Source organism: Citrobacter freundii complex sp. CFNIH4, assembly GCF_002934505.1.
Lineage (GTDB): Bacteria > Pseudomonadota > Gammaproteobacteria > Enterobacterales > Enterobacteriaceae > Citrobacter > Citrobacter freundii.
The window spans coordinates 4,864,103-4,882,674 of sequence record NZ_CP026231.1 but is presented as its reverse complement, the minus strand read 5'-3'; the positions used below and the strand labels follow the sequence as shown (position 1 = coordinate 4,882,674).

The following is an 18,572-nucleotide window of genomic DNA, read 5'->3' as shown; positions in this document are numbered from 1 at the left end:
CCTCGCTTCGGCGGGGGTTTTTGCTTTTTGAGTCAACAACTTGTTGGTTTACCAGTAGTTACCTCTTTTTAATTTCCTCCGGCCCCGCTTCCCGGTGGTACAGAAAGGTGGTACAAAATGGGCATTATGATACAGCCAACAAAGAACCGTTTCGGCGTTTACCACGTTCGTAAAGCCGTCCCCAAACACCTACAAGGCATCCTTGATAAACGGGAAATCAAGTTCACTCTTGATACTAAAGACGTGAGTGAGGCCAGAACTCGTGCACCCGCCAAAATCATCCAGATCGACCTGATACTCAGGCAGGCTGAAAAACAGCTCGAAGCTGAGCAGACCTTAACTGATGCGGATATCGAGCTGATCGCCGGTGTATGGGCATCAAAGACGATGCAGAATGACGAGCTTATCCGGGAGCGGTATATCGTTGAGGAACGGTACAACGGTAAAACGGGACTGGCTCACTCCCCTGAAAACGAGCTAATTCACGACTGGCTGGAGGACCGTGAGCGTAAACCCCGCTATAAGTCAGAGACATGGCAGGAAGAACGTGATGTATCAATTTGCAGGCTGATGGCCTTCGAGCTGGATGAAGCTCTCGAATACACACCTGTCGTCCTAACTCCGCTATGGCGGAACCGTTTGGCATGGCGGCTGGCCGAACGACGTAGCGATCTGACAAATGCCTATCTTCTGAATCTCCGTCCCCGACTTTACGCCAAAAGCAAAGGTCTGGATTCGCTACCTGAAGAAAAGCCTAAAGCCCTCACCTTCACTGACCTGTTTGAACGCTATAAAGAACACGTTCAGCGTCATGAACCACTGCGTGCAGAAAGTCGGATTATCGCCTACACAACATCGGCAAATCGCTTCATTGAGTTTATCGGGCAGAAGGCCGTAGAGGATATCACCGTTACTGACCTCGCCGATTTCCGTAACCTGCTCGAAAAGCTCCCATCCCGTCCTTCTAAGGCGGTACGGTTACTGCCACTGTACAAGCAGGTGGACGCTGAAGGTGAAAAAATCAGCCCTGTCCGAGTTGAAAATATACTTAAAGAGCTGTCTTCGGTCTTCCGCGTCGCGGTAGAGGACGGCAAGCTAACAGAGAACCCGCTAGGCAAGCTGAAGAAACGTAAGGTCTTCGCTGGCCCGACAGTCGTCAGGTCTTTCAGTCGCGATGAAATCAGCCGCATCTTCTCTCTGCCCGTGTTCCACGGTGAAGAAACGCCGTATGGGGCTATGGCATACTGGATACCGATAATTCTCTACTACTGCGGTGCCCGCGTTGAGGAAATCGCCCAGCTCCGTAAGGGCGACATCGTGGAGGTGGACGGTACACCCTGCTTCAGGCTGACAATGGGTGAAGGCCAGTCGATCAAGATGGGTAACACACGCCAGTTCCCGATACACAGTCACTTGATTGAGTTGGGCTTCCTTGATTTCGTGCAGCCCAGCACCAATCAGCTCTTTGCCGATAAGTCCGAAGTGAACCGGAAATACTCCTACAACTATGGCCGCTGGTGGGGCAACTACATTCGTAAGCACGGCCTGACGCGGGAAGGCATCAAGCCTACCCACAGTTTCCGCCATACGCTCGTTACGCTATGCCGAGATCTGAACGTCCGCGAGGAAATCCAGGACAGCATTCTCGGACATAACGAAAATTTATCTGACAGAGCGAAGGCCAGTCACGGTTATGGTGAGACAAGTGTACAAGCACAGCGTAGCGTCATTGAACAAATCCCCAGATTAGAGCTGGAGCGGCTGAAAAAGTGGCTTTTAGCGGTATAAGCACGGCAACTTACTGGAGATTATCAAAATGTTACGTATTCCTGACTCAGACTGGCAGGTTGTCGATGAACAGCCCCAAATTTCAGTTCAATTTCTACGAAAAGTGACACCGCAGGCGAAAAGATTCACGCAATGGATGCAACGGACACACGGCAGGCTGCTAGGGGCCCCCAAAAATGTCCTGTCGTACTGCACTTCCGGGCTCATTAACGGTCATTTCCCTGACAGAAATGGCTGGTTTTACGCTGGTGATGCCCTCGCTTTACTCACATATAGCGTACACAGCAGTGATAATGTGCCTTTGATCGAGGCGATTGAACAACATACTGGTTTAAAACTGCCGGTTCCGGCTTTTGAGAGCAAACTTGAAGGTCAGTTTGGAAAGCAACTGCGTGATGCACTGGCCTACCTCGGGAAACATTCTCCTTATGCGACCTACTATGAGATCGAGAAGCAAAAGCGAATTGGTAACTACCGTGTGGACTTTTTCGTTACGGAAAAGTTTGACGCACCTGACGGCTCGACCAACAAACGCCACAGCGTTGTTGAATTTGACGAGGAAGCTCACAAACTGCCGCGATACAGGAAAGCTGACAAACAGAGAGATAACTGGTTTCGTAAAAATCATCCAGAAATCAAGTTAATCCGGGTCCGGCATGAGGAGCAGGATACATGGTTAGAGGCCATTCAGACCTTAAATCAGATTATCCGGCTGGAAGATGGCTATGCTCACTGCCTGCGGAAAGCGTGTACTGCTCGTCCAGGTCCTGAGATACGGATAAACAGCGTATCTGTGCGAAATGCTTACGATGCAGAGCAAAACATGTGTAGCTTTCTGCTGAAACGCCCTGCACAGCCTCTCCGCGAAATGGAAAACCTGCTTGTACGGCTTGGTATACCTTATGAGAAACCGCGTGATATCCGCTTCCAGCGGGCGTATCTCAGAGCGTACGGGATTAAGACGGGCAGGTTACAGTAAAAGTTACAAAGAAAGCCCCGCAGCTTGGGGTTTTCTTCAATCCAAACGTTGTAACCTTTGAAACCCCACCTCAAGACACTTATATAGGATTCTATAGTTATCATTATTCACTACTCAAATTCACTCTTTCTCTCAGCTATTTAAAGATGAGTAACCTCTAGATGGTAGCGAAATCGGTGACTGAAAGAGGTACCGAAAAAGTGCAACTCTTCACTCTCCTGACAAGACCGGTATGGCTTGCAAATCAATGAAATCCCCCTGTGTCGGTATAAGAAAGTTGTTTATAACCACACAGGAGATACACAATGTACTACCATCCCTTAAAACGCTCTCAGAAGCCTCATGAGCCGCTCAGATATAGCCTCTCCCTATCGCAGCGAGATGATTACCGGAGGGCCGTAGAATGAATCTGAAGCGTATCTTATGGCAAGCCGCTAGGGCAGCACTGGCCGCCTTTCTGGCTGCAATCCTGAAAGCTATATCATCGGGTTTCCCGCCACCAGAAACGGCATGACCCCTTCCCCTTAACTTATTGTTCCCCTGCCAATAACCATGCCCTAAAGATCTGCCGCTAGCACAATGATGGAATGCCCTCTCAGGACATGCCACAGGGTCGTTTTGGGATTTTGGCAGGCCTTTGCAGGGGTGATGAGTCTATTGGCAGGGTAAGGAGTCCACTATGGCAATAGTCGGTTATGCCCGTGTCTCAACCACTGGACAAAGCCTAGATGCACAACTCGCTACCCTCGCCGGATGTGAGAAGATATTCAGGGAAAAAATCAGTGGGGCAAAAGACGATCGTCCAGAACTGCTGGCTATGCTCGAGTTCGTCCGAGAAGGCGACACAGTGCAGGTCACGAAACTGGACAGACTAGCCCGTAATACCCGCCATCTACTAGAAGTATCTGAATATCTGCAAAACAAACGTGTCGCACTGAACATTCTCAACATCGGTATCAACACGGCAACCCCGACCGGAAAGCTCATGCTGACCATGATTGGAGCTATCGCCACATTTGAGCGTGAAATGATGCTGGAACGCCAAAGCGAAGGTATCGCACTGGCGAAACTCAAGGGCAAGTACAAGGGCCGGAAAGCGACTGCAAGAAGTAGATCTCAAGAAGTCATCGAGCTATTGGAAAAAGGGCTGAGTAAGCCAGAAATCTCCCGCCAGTTGGGGATTGGCATCACTAGCATTTATCGGATTATTCGCAATGAATGAGCACATCAACCAGTACCACAAATGACAGCTACAGATTGATTTAAAAGGATTTGAGGTTAGGAATTGGAACTCGTAATGGCCTCATTTGGTCGACTAAGTACGCAGTAACAACCTAACCTCCTTATGCCTTCAGCTGTCGGGTTATAGCCTTAAAGTTATGACGAAAGGCGTACCAACGAGCAAAAAACGTTAGTTTCCCGGAAACGAGTCAGACAATCTTTGTTTAAAGTAATCATGTGCTGATGAAGAGATATCGTTTCCCAAAAAATTACGGTCCAGCTCAGCAGCTGCAATCAGGGCAGAGCCAGAGCCAAAAAACGGGTCACATACAGACTCACCCTGAATCGTACTTTGCTCGATCAAAACCTTAATGAGATCAACTGGTTTTTCTGTCGGATAACCTCGCATGACTCTCTTGGCTTCTAAAATATCGGGTATGCCTAAGTTATTGAGTTTTCTCTTCCCTTTCTCGAAAAACAGGACAAATTCGTACTTGGCGCGGTAATGATACCCCATACCGATGGCCATCTTGTTCCAAACGATCGGCTTCCAGAACTTAAACCCAACCTCTTCGGCAACTGGCTTCAAATGAAACATCGTTTCCTGATCACAGAAAATGTACAAATGACGATTATTTTTCAAAACTCGGTACATTTCAGTCAGAAGCTCTCCAAATCTACTATTTGGAAAGATTGCAAACCATTCATTACTCGAAGATTTACTAACTTTTAACCGTGTTGTTGTACCGATTTTTCTATGTTTTTCTAGGGATTCATACGGAGGGTCTGTGACAAACAGATCAACACTCCCAGAAGGGAGTGTCTTCAACCACTCGACTGCATCTAATTGATTTAAAATCATTAAGTTTTCACTGTATTACACAATCTCTGTTTGGTGAGATCGACCGGAGATGGTTGTCCTGTATCAACTCCGCGACAGTCAATACAATAACTCTGAGCACCATCAGGATTTGACGCCGTGACTCGGGCATCAGTAGTGCCAAAATCCTCAGGGTAACGTCGGAAGACGTGCTGTACCCCATGCGTAGCTGAACACAACGGACAGCTTTTATGTTTGCCATCGGCAGTCCAAATCCCGCGGTTCAGTACCTTACCACAACAACTACATTTCGCCATCTGTAACTCCTTTACAAACCTGATAAAAATGATTCGCTCGTAAGAGAAATCCTGAAATCTAACTTTATCGAGGATTGACTAAACTTAGTCAACTATTAACGGTCCCAAATTTTGGGAGGTTATCACATAAAATAAACGTTCATGATTTCCCGCTAAGAAAGCTTGAGTAATGGTACAGAGCGGTGGTACATTCGGAATTGAAGCGTATAGGTAACTTACTGTTATTCGGTGATTTCGTTGTTTTAGAAACGAATCCTTGGTTCGATTCCGAGTCCGGGCACCACTATTCAGAAGAACCCGCCTATGGCGGGTTTTTTGCTTTCAGGGTTCTGCTAGATTTCTGATCGTTCTGTCCACTGCGACTCCTACCCTACCTCATCACGCCAGTTAAACCTTTCAGTGAGACCACGATGGTACTGCAAAAAATATAGCGGTATCAGGCACACCTCCTTTTCTGACGTGCTTAACCGTAGGCCAGATTTGAGTAATTTATCTGAACAGCCTTGGGCACTGAACCAGCGGGTGAAGGAACTGGGCATAGAGTAGCCAGGATTCTGCAGGTAGCGAATAACCCGATCGCGTTGCAAGGTACGCACATTCATCCCCAGGGGCTGGAACTGGTCGCCGCCTCGATATCTGAAGCAAACGCCAGGGAGTAAAGGCCAACCTTAATCTACAATTGCCATCATACCGAGCAAATAGTGAGTCAACGAGGAATCTGGATGGTGAAAACAAAAATCATACAGCCAGCGCAGGGGGCTCATGCCTATCCGTTGCTGATCAAGAGCCTACTGCTGTCGGGTGGGCGTTCTCATCCCGAGCGAGAAATCGTCTACGCCGATAAGCTCCGTTACGACTATCGTACCCTCAAACAGCGCATTCATCGCCTGGCAAACATGCTGACAGCGGCCGGTGTCATGCCTGGAGACACCGTCGCCTTGCTGGATTGGGACAGCCATCGCGCCCTCGAGTGCTTCTTCGCGGTACCCATGATTGGTGCCGTGCTGCACACGGTGAACGTCCGCTTCTCGGCGGACCAAATCGCTTACACCATGAATCATGCCGAGGACAACCTGGTACTGGTGCACGACGACTTCTTGCCGGTTGTCGAGTCACTGGCAGAGACGCTGACCACTATCCGGGGATACATCCAGCTTAGCGACGAAGAATCGAAGGCGACCAGCCTGCCGGTGCTCGGGGAATATGAGACCCTGCTGGCCGCAGCGGGAGAACTCTTTGACTTCCCCGACTTCGATGAAAACTCGATAGCTACCTTGTTCTATACCACTGGAACCACGGGCAATCCCAAGGGAGTCTACTTCAGCCATCGCCAGCTGGTCCTGCACACGCTCAATGAGCTGGGTCTCCTGGCTGCCCACGAGGGACAGTCGCTGCTACGATCGAACGATGTCTACATGCCGATCACCCCTATGTTCCACGTGCATGCCTGGGGCGCTCCCTATGTCGCAACAATGCTGGGTGTGAAGCAGGTATACCCCGGTCGTTACGAACCCAACAAACTGGTGCGGTTTTATCACGATGAGGGTGTGACCTTCTCGCATTGTGTGCCAACCATTTTGCAGATGATCCTTGAGTGCGAAGAAGCCACGCAGACTGATCTGTCAGGATGGAAGATGTTACTCGGTGGCAGTTCACTGTCCCTTGGACTGGCGACACAGGCCCACCATAGGGGCATACGCATTCACGCCGGCTATGGCATGTCTGAGACCTGTCCCCTGCTCTGTATGACCCACTTAAGCGATGCCGAGCTGGCCCTTCCCATGGATGAACAGTTACCCCTGCGGATTCGGACCGGCCTGCCTGTCCCGTTGGTGGATCTGCGTATCGTCGATGGCGAAGGTCGGGAGGTGGTGCACGACGGAGAAGCCCTGGGCGAAATAGTGGTGCGAGCCCCTTGGTTGACTCAGGGCTACCTGAAGGAACCCGAGAAAGGGGCTGAGCTATGGAATGGCAGTTGGCTGCACACCGGCGACATAGCCTCTATCGATCCCCATGGGATAGTGGAAATCAAGGATCGCATCAAAGACGTAATCAAGACGGGTGGTGAGTGGATAAGCACGCTGGAGCTGGAGAGCCTCATCAGCTCACACGCGGCGGTCAGGTCGGTAGCCGTCGTCGGGATACCTGATGAGCAGTGGGGCGAACGCCCCCTGGCTCTGGTGGTTTGCAAGGAAGGGGAGGATCTGGAGCCGCAAGCCATAGCGACACATCTACAAGGATTCGTCGACCGCGGCCACATCACTAAATGGGCGATCCCACGACAGATAAGGATAGTCCCGGATATTCCCAAAACCAGCGTTGGCAAGATCAACAAGCGCCTGATTCGGGAGCTCGAAGCCAGCAATGGGAAGGATATCATTTAAGCGATCTGTCGCATTCACAGCGTAAGGTTAACAACAGTCACACTGCTTATATTTCAGGTAGCTTGCCGATATCAATGCTCTGCCGGGGAACTCACCGTCCCCGGGCGGATGCTGATCCCCCCTTTAGCAACATGGGGTTCTGGTCGATGTCAGGTCCTGCTGGACGAAAAACCCGTCCTCAGCGCCTTCCATTCAGCCTGATCATTTACCTAAATCTGCTTTATTCAACAACGCCAGATTCACCATCACTCATGCTTTCTTTGCTTTGAATAAACCGCAGCGCCAAATAAAGGTCTGGTGCCAGAATCATGTCGTCGTCCTTCATTGTCGGTCGACTCTCTTTAAACCAGCGTGTTAACTCCGTTTTCCGGCCCGCAAGAATTAACTTAATCTGCCGCCCCTTCAGGTCCCGTTTTAACTCATTAATGGTTGCCAGGACGCTGATATCTGAATAGGTAAAGCAAGAAACGGCGTCAATGACCACCCATTTAGGTTGTAGTACTGCACCATCGACTAAATTCAAAACGCGGCGCTTAAAATAGGCCACATTAAAATAGGTCAGCGGTGAGTTAAATCGGTACATCAACACGCCAGGGATCATTTTCACATCAGTTGAATTACCTAATGAGTGAATCATCCCATTTTCGTCAATTCCCAATAAGTGTTCAGTAGGACGAAAAACTGTGCGCAGGAACTGCAACAGACCCAGCAATACCGCAAGGCCGATCCCCTGAATAACACCAATAATCAGAACACAGCCAAAGGTGAAGAACGCCAGGCGAAATGCGGGTTTATTTCTTCGCCTCAGATTCCAGAGTCCGCGTAAATCAATCAATGACCACGATGCATAAATTAGAACAATGCCTAATGCAGATACCGGAATAAATGGTAATGGCTGCGTGAAAAATACCACGACAATTCCGATGATTAAGGCTGCAACAACGGAAACCAGCTGGCTTTTCCCTCCGGTGGAGTCATTTACCGCAGTCCGGGAATCGGCTCCGCTAATCGCAAACCCCTGAGATAAGCCAGACATCAGATTCGCAACACCCAAAGCCCTGAACTCAGCATCAGCATTTATTTCGTATCCATTTTTCGCGGCAAAACTGCGAGCGGTTAGCATCAGGCTAACAAAACTGACTAATGCCAGGTTCAGCGCAGGGATCAATAAATCACGCGCCAGACCAGGCTGAAATGAGCCCCAGTGAACAACAGGCAAACCAGACTGGAAGCCCGATCCCCCAATAGTGGCAATACCATACTGCTGTGCAGATGTGATCCATACCAGCGCCGTTGTTATCACAATTGCAATCAACGGTGCTGGCCATTGGCTACGAAACGTTTTGATAGCTATTAAAATCGCTAACGTTAGGATGGAGATCCCTAAGGTTAATAAATGAATTTCCGAGAGTCGGCCTGGCAGGGCAATAATCTTCTCTATCACTTGCTCTTCATCAAGCGTAATCCCCAGCACCTTACCGAGTTGCCCGACAATAATCGTCACGGCAACGCCGTTAAGCAGCCCCGTTAGAATGGGATGAGAAAGCAGATCAGCAAGCGCACCCAGGCGAAACTTACTGGCAAGTAGACACCATCCTCCCATCATCACGGTCATGACGATTGTTAACTGCCAGTGGAGTTCTGGATTTCCGGCAGAAAGAGGAACCACAACTGCCGCAATTACCGCGCAGGTCGTGGCATCAGGGCCAACAATCAATTGGCGGGAAGAACCAAACAGTGCATAAGCTAGCATTGGCAAAACGCAGGAATATAACCCGACGATAGCCCCGACTCCCGCCAACTCAGCGTAAGCAATCGCAACCGGTAGTGCTACGGCAGCAACGGATAACCCGGCTTTAACATCATGTTTTAGCCAGCTTTTATCGTACGCTAATAAATTTTTTAGACCCGGCATGTAGTTTAATACCATTTTTCCGAACACTTTATTCTCCGGATAGACCCTTACTAATAGATAAAGGTACACGTAACTGTCGCAGGAGATCCTGATATTTCCGGGAGGTAATACAGATAATTCAGATTGGGTGTTTATCGTGTATGCCGCAGAATGGCTTGTGTTATGGAGGCTCAGGATATTGCTTTGCACCCGATGGTGCGGTGTCGTGATCTGCCTGATGCGCTGCGCTTATCAGGCCTGCACAATACGTTCAGCCCGGCGGTTTTACCCCGCACACACGCAAAAAAGCCCATCCGTCAGGATGGGCTTCTTCACTTTATTTGATGCCTGGCAGTTTATGGCGGGCGTCCTGCCCGCCACCCTCCGGGCCGTTGCTGCGCAACGTTCAAATCCGCTCCCGGCGGATTTGTCCTCCTCAGGAGAGCGCTCACCGACAGACCACAGATAAAACAAAAGGCCCGGTCTTTCGACCGGGCCTTTCGCTTTTATTTGATGCCTGGCAGTTCCCTACTCTCGCATGGGGAGACCCCACACTACCATCGGCGCTACGGCGTTTCACTTCTGAGTTCGGCATGGGGTCAGGTGGGACCACCGCGCTACAGCCGCCAGGCAAATTCTGTTATCAGACCGCTTATGCGTTCTGATGTAATCTGTATCAAGCTGAATGTCGTCTCTTCGCCAAAACATCTTCGGCGTTGTAAGGTTAAGCCTCACGGTTCATTAGTATCGGTTAGCTCAATGTATCGCTACACTTACACACCCGACCTATCAACGTCATCGTCTTTAACGTTCCTTCAGGAGACTTAAAGTCTCAGGGAGAACTCATCTCGGGGCAAGTTTCGTGCTTAGATGCTTTCAGCACTTATCTCTTCCGCATTTAGCTACCGGGCAATGCCATTGGCATGACAACCCGAACACCAGTGATGCGTCCACTCCGGTCCTCTCGTACTAGGAGCAGCCCCCCTCAATTCTCCAGCGCCCACGGCAGATAGGGACCGAACTGTCTCACGACGTTCTAAACCCAGCTCGCGTACCACTTTAAATGGCGAACAGCCATACCCTTGGGACCTACTTCAGCCCCAGGATGTGATGAGCCGACATCGAGGTGCCAAACACCGCCGTCGATATGAACTCTTGGGCGGTATCAGCCTGTTATCCCCGGAGTACCTTTTATCCGTTGAGCGATGGCCCTTCCATTCAGAACCACCGGATCACTAAGACCTGCTTTCGCACCTGCTCGAGCCGTCACTCTCGCAGTCAAGCTAGCTTATGCCTTTGCACTAACCTCCTGATGTCCGACCAGGATTAGCTAACCTTCGTGCTCCTCCGTTACTCTTTAGGAGGAGACCGCCCCAGTCAAACTACCCACCAGACACTGTCCGCAACCCGGATTACGGGTCCACGTTAGAACACCAGCCATTAAAGGGTGGTATTTCAAGGATGGCTCCATGCAGACTGGCGTCCACACTTCAAAGCCTCCCACCTATCCTACACATCAAGGACCAGTGTTCAGTGTCAAGCTATAGTAAAGGTTCACGGGGTCTTTCCGTCTTGCCGCGGGTACACTGCATCTTCACAGCGAGTTCAATTTCACTGAGTCTCGGGTGGAGACAGCCTGGCCATCATTACGCCATTCGTGCAGGTCGGAACTTACCCGACAAGGAATTTCGCTACCTTAGGACCGTTATAGTTACGGCCGCCGTTTACCGGGGCTTCGATCAAGAGCTTCTCCTTACGGATAACCCCATCAATTAACCTTCCGGCACCGGGCAGGCGTCACACCGTATACGTCCACTTTCGTGTTTGCACAGTGCTGTGTTTTTAATAAACAGTTGCAGCCAGCTGGTATCTTCGACTGATTTCAGCTCCATGAGTAAATCACTTCACCTACATATCAGCGTGCCTTCTCCCGAAGTTACGGCACCATTTTGCCTAGTTCCTTCACCCGAGTTCTCTCAAGCGCCTTGGTATTCTCTACCTGACCACCTGTGTCGGTTTGGGGTACGATTTCGTGTTACCTGATGCTTAGAGGCTTTTCCTGGAAGCAGGGCATTTGTTACTTCAGCACCGTAGTGCCTCGTCATCACACCTCAGCGTTAAAAAGGTACCGGATTTACCTGGAACCTCCGCCTACATGCTTAAACCGGGACAACCGTCGCCCGGCTAACATAGCCTTCTCCGTCCCCCCTTCGCAGTAACACCAAGTACAGGAATATTAACCTGTTTCCCATCGACTACGCCTTTCGGCCTCGCCTTAGGGGTCGACTCACCCTGCCCCGATTAACGTTGGACAGGAACCCTTGGTCTTCCGGCGTGCGGGTTTTTCACCCGCATTATCGTTACTTATGTCAGCATTCGCACTTCTGATACCTCCAGCATACCTCACGATACACCTTCAACGGCTTACAGAACGCTCCCCTACCCAACAACACATAGTGTCGCTGCCGCAGCTTCGGTGCATGGTTTAGCCCCGTTACATCTTCCGCGCAGGCCGACTCGACCAGTGAGCTATTACGCTTTCTTTAAATGATGGCTGCTTCTAAGCCAACATCCTGGCTGTCTGTGCCTTCCCACATCGTTTCCCACTTAACCATGACTTTGGGACCTTAGCTGGCGGTCTGGGTTGTTTCCCTCTTCACGACGGACGTTAGCACCCGCCGTGTGTCTCCCGTGATAACATTCTTCGGTATTCGCAGTTTGCATCGGGTTGGTAAGTCGGGATGACCCCCTAGCCGAAACAGTGCTCTACCCCCGAAGATGAATTCACGAGGCGCTACCTAAATAGCTTTCGGGGAGAACCAGCTATCTCCCGGTTTGATTGGCCTTTCACCCCCAGCCACAAGTCATCCGCTAATTTTTCAACATTAGTCGGTTCGGTCCTCCAGTTAGTGTTACCCAACCTTCAACCTGCCCATGGCTAGATCACCGGGTTTCGGGTCTATACCCTGCAACTTAACGCCCAGTTAAGACTCGGTTTCCCTTCGGCTCCCCTATACGGTTAACCTTGCTACAGAATATAAGTCGCTGACCCATTATACAAAAGGTACGCAGTCACCCCATAAAGAGGCTCCCACTGCTTGTACGTACACGGTTTCAGGTTCTTTTTCACTCCCCTCGCCGGGGTTCTTTTCGCCTTTCCCTCACGGTACTGGTTCACTATCGGTCAGTCAGGAGTATTTAGCCTTGGAGGATGGTCCCCCCATATTCAGACAGGATACCACGTGTCCCGCCCTACTCTTCGAGTTCACAACCTGTGCATTTTGGTGTACGGGACTATCACCCTGTACCGTCGGACTTTCCAGACCGTTCCACTAACACACAAGCTGATTCAGACTCTGGGCTGCTCCCCGTTCGCTCGCCGCTACTGGGGGAATCTCGGTTGATTTCTTTTCCTCGGGGTACTTAGATGTTTCAGTTCCCCCGGTTCGCTTCATTACGCTATGTATTCACGTAATGATAGTGTGACGAATCACACTGGGTTTCCCCATTCGGAAATCGCCGGTTATAACGGTTCATATCACCTTACCGACGCTTATCGCAGATTAGCACGTCCTTCATCGCCTCTGACTGCCAGGGCATCCACCGTGTACGCTTAGTCGCTTAACCTCACAACCCGAAGATGTTTCTTTCGATTCATCATCGACTTGCAAAAATTTGAGAGACTCGAACACACCGCTTTTCATTTCTTATTACGGAGAAATGAAACAGTGTGTCGTTTCAATTTTCAGCTTGATCCAGATTTTTAAAGAGCAAATATCTCAAACGTCACCCGAAGGTAAGTTTTGAGATATTAAGGTCGGCGACTTTCACTCACACATACCAGCAAGTGGCGTCCCCTAGGGGATTCGAACCCCTGTTACCGCCGTGAAAGGGCGGTGTCCTGGGCCTCTAGACGAAGGGGACGTATAAGTCTCAATCGCAAGACGCCTTGCTATTTACTTTTCATCAGACAATCTGTGTGAGCACTACAAAGGCAGGTTCTTTAAGGTAAGGAGGTGATCCAACCGCAGGTTCCCCTACGGTTACCTTGTTACGACTTCACCCCAGTCATGAATCACAAAGTGGTAAGCGCCCTCCCTAAGGTTAAGCTACCTACTTCTTTTGCAACCCACTCCCATGGTGTGACGGGCGGTGTGTACAAGGCCCGGGAACGTATTCACCGTGGCATTCTGATCCACGATTACTAGCGATTCCGACTTCATGGAGTCGAGTTGCAGACTCCAATCCGGACTACGACATACTTTATGAGGTCCGCTTGCTCTCGCGAGGTCGCTTCTCTTTGTATATGCCATTGTAGCACGTGTGTAGCCCTACTCGTAAGGGCCATGATGACTTGACGTCATCCCCACCTTCCTCCAGTTTATCACTGGCAGTCTCCTTTGAGTTCCCGGCCGAACCGCTGGCAACAAAGGATAAGGGTTGCGCTCGTTGCGGGACTTAACCCAACATTTCACAACACGAGCTGACGACAGCCATGCAGCACCTGTCTCAGAGTTCCCGAAGGCACCAAAGCATCTCTGCTAAGTCCTCTGGATGTCAAGAGTAGGTAAGGTTCTTCGCGTTGCATCGAATTAAACCACATGCTCCACCGCTTGTGCGGGCCCCCGTCAATTCATTTGAGTTTTAACCTTGCGGCCGTACTCCCCAGGCGGTCGACTTAACGCGTTAGCTCCGGAAGCCACGCCTCAAGGGCACAACCTCCAAGTCGACATCGTTTACGGCGTGGACTACCAGGGTATCTAATCCTGTTTGCTCCCCACGCTTTCGCACCTGAGCGTCAGTCTTTGTCCAGGGGGCCGCCTTCGCCACCGGTATTCCTCCAGATCTCTACGCATTTCACCGCTACACCTGGAATTCTACCCCCCTCTACAAGACTCTAGCCTGCCAGTTTCGGATGCAGTTCCCAGGTTGAGCCCGGGGATTTCACATCCGACTTGACAGACCGCCTGCGTGCGCTTTACGCCCAGTAATTCCGATTAACGCTTGCACCCTCCGTATTACCGCGGCTGCTGGCACGGAGTTAGCCGGTGCTTCTTCTGCGAGTAACGTCAATCATTAAGGTTATTAACCTTAATGCCTTCCTCCTCGCTGAAAGTACTTTACAACCCGAAGGCCTTCTTCATACACGCGGCATGGCTGCATCAGGCTTGCGCCCATTGTGCAATATTCCCCACTGCTGCCTCCCGTAGGAGTCTGGACCGTGTCTCAGTTCCAGTGTGGCTGGTCATCCTCTCAGACCAGCTAGGGATCGTCGCCTAGGTGAGCCGTTACCCCACCTACTAGCTAATCCCATCTGGGCACATCCGATGGCAAGAGGCCCGAAGGTCCCCCTCTTTGGTCTTGCGACGTTATGCGGTATTAGCTACCGTTTCCAGTAGTTATCCCCCTCCATCGGGCAGTTTCCCAGACATTACTCACCCGTCCGCCACTCGTCACCCAAGGAGCAAGCTCCTCTGTGCTACCGTTCGACTTGCATGTGTTAGGCCTGCCGCCAGCGTTCAATCTGAGCCATGATCAAACTCTTCAATTTAAGTTTGATGCTCGTGAATTAAACTTCGTAATGAATTACGTATGTTCACTCAGAGACTTGGTATTCATTTTTCGTCTTGCGACGTTAAGAATCCGTATCTTCGAGTGCCCACACAGATTGTCTGATAAATTGTTAAAGAGCAGTTGCGACGCGCTTTAGCGCTCTGTCGCGAGGTGGCGTATATTACGCTTTCCTCTTTCAGAGTCAACCCTCATTTTCAGGTTTTTCTCTTCAACCGAACCAGCTGTTTGTGTGAAGTGATTCACATCCGCCGTGTCGATGGAGGCGCATTATAGGGAGTTTCCTGTGGCCCGCAACCCTTAAATTGCAGAAAAATGACTGACTGCTGCATTCCACAGCAAAACCCCGCCTTATACCCATTTACACACAGAGTTATCCACAATCGTAAGCAAATTATCTGTCAGCGTCCCTGAAAAGGGAGAGAACCGATATGAAAACCTCTATATAGAAAGAAATTCACTCTACGCTATATAAAGAAGAAGGGCTGACAACTTAAGCTCCATAATCCCTACCACCTTTGAATTACGCCCCCCATCAGGCGATAATACCCGCACAAACCGTGATTCCAGGACCGTGATGAGACACTCACTGCAACGTACTGCTATACGCAAACGCCCGATGAAGCTTGGCACCACCGTGATCCTCATGGTTAGTGCAGTTCTCTTCTCCGTGCTGCTTGTCGTTCATCTGATTTATTTCTCGCAAATTAGCAACATGACGCGCGATGCGTTAGCGAGTAAAGCGCTTGCCGTCGCGCGAACGCTAGCCAACTCTCCGGAGATCCGCCAGGGACTAATGAAAAAGCCCGAGGAAAGCGGTATTCAGGCGATTGCCCAAGCGGTGAATAAGAGCAACGATTTTTTGTTCATCGTCGTCACCGATATGCACAGCATTCGTTACTCCCATCCCGAAGCACAGCGAATCGGCCAGCCATTTAAAGGCGATGACATTTTGCTGGCCCTGCAAGGTAAAGAGAATGTCGCCATTAATCGCGGGTTTCTGGCTAAAGCCCTGCGGGTATTCACCCCTATATACGACGAACATCACCAGCAAATTGGCGTGGTGGCGATCGGTCTTGAGCTAAGCAGAGTTGCTGAACAGATCAATAACAGCCGCGGCAGCATCATCTGGTCAATCTTATTTGGCGTGCTGGTTGGGCTGCTCGGTACATGGATATTCGTTAAGGTCCTCAAGCGCATTCTGTTTGGTCTGGAACCTTATGAAATCTCCAATCTGTTCGAACAACGCCAGGCAATGCTGCACTCTATAAAGGAAGGAGTCATTGCCGTTGACGAGTGCGGTGAAGTGACGTTGATTAACCAAGCTGCGCAGGAGCTGCTGGATTATCACAAATCACAAGATGATGCCCAGCTCTCCACGCTCAGCCATGCGTGGTCACAAGTGGTCGATTTTTCACAGGTACTACATGACGGAACGCCGCGCCGCGATGAAGAGATCATGGTGAAGGATCGGCTACTCTTAATTAACACGGTCCCTGTACTCAGCAACGGTAAAATCATCGGCGCCATTTCAACCTTCAGAGATAAGACTGAAGTCCGAAAGTTAATGCAACGCCTGGACGGTATGGTCAACTATGCCGATGCACTTCGTGAACGATCCCACGAATTTATGAATAAATTGCACGTGATTCTGGGATTATTGCATCTGAAAAGTTATAAGCAGCTTGAAAATTATATCCTAAAGACCGCGAACAATTATCAGGAAGAAATTGGCTCACTGTTAGGAAAAATAAAATCTCCGGTGATCGCAGGATTTTTACTCAGTAAGATTAATCGCACATCTGATTTAGGCCATAGCCTGGTCATCAGCAATGAAAGCCAGCTACCGGAAAATAACAACGAAGATCAGGTGGCGGTGCTGATTACCGTTCTGGGGAATCTGATTGAAAACGCCCTGGAGGCGCTAGGTCAAGAACCTGGTGGTGAGATCAGCGTATCCTTGCATTATCGACACGGCTGGTTGCATTGCGAAGTGAATGACGATGGTCCGGGGATCGCCCCCGAAAACATTGAGCACATCTTTGAGAAGGGCGTTTCGTCAAAAGGAACCGAACGGGGCGTAGGTTTAGCGCTTGTTAAACAACAGGTTGAAAACGTTGGCGGCAATATATCCGTCGAGTCTGAACCTGGGATCTTCACCCAATTTTTTGTACAGTTACCGTGGAATGGTGAGAGGGCCAGCAGATGATCAATGTCTTAATTGTCGATGACGATGCAATGGTAGCGGAATTAAACCGCCGTTATGTCGCGCAACTCTCCGGTTTTCACTGCTGCGGCACAGCCTCCACGCTGGAGAAAGCAAAAGAGATAATCTTTCATAGCGGTCATCATATCGATCTGATTTTGCTAGATATTTATATGCAAAAAGAAAACGGTCTGGACCTGCTACCGGTTCTGCACAGTGAAGGTTGCAAGTGCGATGTCATCGTCATCTCTTCTGCAGCCGATGCCACCACCATTAAAGATTCACTTCACTACGGCGTCGTTGACTACTTGATCAAACCTTTCCAGGCGTCCCGGTTTGAAGAGGCGCTCACCGGCTGGCTACAGAAAAAAACTGAGATGGAAAAGCATCAGTACTATGAACAGTCTGAGCTTGACCAGTTGATTCACGGCAGCTCCTCCAATGAACAAGAAACGCGGCGCTTACCCAAAGGATTAACGCCACAAACGTTGCGCACGTTGTGCCAGTGGATTGATGAGCACCAGGATCAGGAGTTCTCCACGGATGAGCTGGCTAACGAGGTCAATATCTCGCGCGTCTCTTGCCGTAAATACCTTATCTGGCTCGTCAATTGTCACATCTTATTTACCAGCATCCATTATGGCGTGACCGGCAGACCTGTTTATCGTTATCGCGTGCAGGCTGAACACTACTCATTGCTTAAACAATATTGCCAATAAATACACTTGGGATTATTTGTTATTTGAAAGTAACAATTATTAAAATAATGAAAAATCCCCTATTTCACCAGCTGACACTGCAAAATTATAAATTTGCGTTAGATCAAATATATTTGTATCCGGCATGTTAAATGTATTATTTTAATATTGACAAACATCACACTGTTTTTAATTTCAAAATCGCTAACAAAAGTTAATTAAGTATTATCTAACTCGCAGAGTGTGTATTTTTACCCATAAAGGATTAGTCTGAATTAACCAGACATACAAAATCTAGACTGGTAGCAATGGAGACCATGCTACGTACCATGGACACCGTACATTTTTGTGAGCAAATAAAAGTATCCGCACGCCGACTTCATCACATCATGAAATGGCGTGACCGTGATCACATAAATAACCCACTCACTCATTCTGTCGGTGGTTCATGTAATAGCGGAAAACGCAAAATAGATAAATTACAGCGTCAACCGCGGCTCTCCATGTTCAGCTCTGCTTCCCATCGCCTGAGGATTCTCTCCTCTGATCAAAGCCACAGAAAAAACCAAATATCGCCATAAATTTAAAAAAAAATTCTAGCAAGACATTTGAACATTAATCGCAAATACGGACATATCGAATACTGACCATTTTTTGATGCTTATTCTGGCAAAAAAGAATGTGGCACAGATCC

The 18,572-nt window shown here is 49.6% G+C and carries 8 protein-coding genes, 1 tRNA gene, 3 rRNA genes and 1 pseudogene; 7 read left to right on the top strand and 6 right to left on the bottom strand.

All coding sequences use genetic code 11. The features are described 5' to 3' along the window. Positions 1 to 117: 117 nt before the first annotated feature. The 4 genes and pseudogenes from C2U41_RS24875 (at position 118) to C2U41_RS24865 (ending at position 3,989) form a co-directional block, all read left to right on the top strand. Complete coding sequence (locus tag C2U41_RS24875) at positions 118 to 1,788, top strand: site-specific integrase (RefSeq protein ID WP_103848371.1); 1,671 nt, start codon at positions 118 to 120, stop codon at positions 1,786 to 1,788. Between the two features lie 28 nt (positions 1,789 to 1,816). Continuing rightward, positions 1,817 to 2,767 carry a hypothetical protein gene (locus C2U41_RS24870; RefSeq protein WP_103848370.1) on the top strand — a complete coding sequence of 317 codons (951 nt, stop codon included), beginning with the start codon at positions 1,817 to 1,819 and terminating at the stop codon, positions 2,765 to 2,767. A gap of 56 nt (positions 2,768 to 2,823) precedes the next feature. After that, positions 2,824 to 2,928 (top strand): annotated as a pseudogene (locus C2U41_RS30230) (hypothetical protein); the annotation flags it as partial. Positions 2,929 to 3,446: 518 nt separating this feature from the next. Beyond that, positions 3,447 to 3,989: a recombinase family protein gene (locus tag C2U41_RS24865; RefSeq protein WP_103848369.1), complete on the top strand. Its 543-nt coding sequence runs from the start codon at positions 3,447 to 3,449 to the stop codon at positions 3,987 to 3,989. Positions 3,990 to 4,178: 189 nt separating this feature from the next. Here C2U41_RS24865 and C2U41_RS24860 read toward each other — a convergent pair whose 3' ends face one another. Then, positions 4,179 to 4,850, bottom strand: a complete 672-nt coding sequence (locus C2U41_RS24860) for a DNA-methyltransferase (RefSeq protein WP_103848368.1) — start codon at positions 4,848 to 4,850, stop codon at positions 4,179 to 4,181. Positions 4,851 to 5,847: 997 nt separating this feature from the next. Here C2U41_RS24860 and C2U41_RS24850 point away from each other — a divergent pair. Continuing rightward, entirely contained in the window at positions 5,848 to 7,509 is a 1,662-nt protein-coding gene (locus C2U41_RS24850; RefSeq protein ID WP_103848366.1) for a fatty acid--CoA ligase, read from the top strand. A gap of 220 nt (positions 7,510 to 7,729) precedes the next feature. Here the strand turns inward: C2U41_RS24850 and C2U41_RS24845 are convergent, their stop codons facing one another. The 5 genes from C2U41_RS24845 to C2U41_RS24825 all read right to left on the bottom strand — a co-directional run bounded on the left by C2U41_RS24845 (position 7,730) and on the right by C2U41_RS24825 (position 14,954). After that, positions 7,730 to 9,451, bottom strand: a complete 1,722-nt coding sequence (locus C2U41_RS24845) for a SulP family inorganic anion transporter (RefSeq protein ID WP_050489810.1) — start codon at positions 9,449 to 9,451, stop codon at positions 7,730 to 7,732. 467 nt (positions 9,452 to 9,918) lie between these two features. Next, positions 9,919 to 10,034 (bottom strand): 5S ribosomal RNA (rrf, locus tag C2U41_RS24840). An 89-nt stretch (positions 10,035 to 10,123) separates the two neighbouring features. Next, a 23S ribosomal RNA gene (locus tag C2U41_RS24835) occupies positions 10,124 to 13,030 on the bottom strand. Positions 13,031 to 13,251: 221 nt separating this feature from the next. Continuing rightward, a tRNA-Glu gene (locus C2U41_RS24830) sits at positions 13,252 to 13,327 on the bottom strand. An 85-nt stretch (positions 13,328 to 13,412) separates the two neighbouring features. Continuing rightward, positions 13,413 to 14,954, bottom strand: a 16S ribosomal RNA gene (locus C2U41_RS24825). Together the 16S, 23S and 5S rRNA genes with 1 tRNA gene alongside form the textbook arrangement of a ribosomal RNA operon. A 597-nt stretch (positions 14,955 to 15,551) precedes the next feature. Between C2U41_RS24825 and C2U41_RS24815 the strand changes: the two genes are divergently transcribed. Beyond that, on the top strand, positions 15,552 to 17,183 hold the full coding sequence (locus C2U41_RS24815) for a sensor histidine kinase (protein ID WP_016149431.1): 1,632 nt from the start codon (positions 15,552 to 15,554) through the stop codon (positions 17,181 to 17,183). Further along, positions 17,180 to 17,899 (top strand): two-component system response regulator DcuR, encoded by a 720-nt coding sequence (gene dcuR / locus C2U41_RS24810; protein ID WP_003031875.1) that lies wholly within the window; start codon positions 17,180 to 17,182, stop codon positions 17,897 to 17,899. The genes C2U41_RS24815 and dcuR overlap by 4 nt, the downstream gene beginning before the upstream one ends. The last annotated feature ends 673 nt before the right edge of the window (positions 17,900 to 18,572 follow it).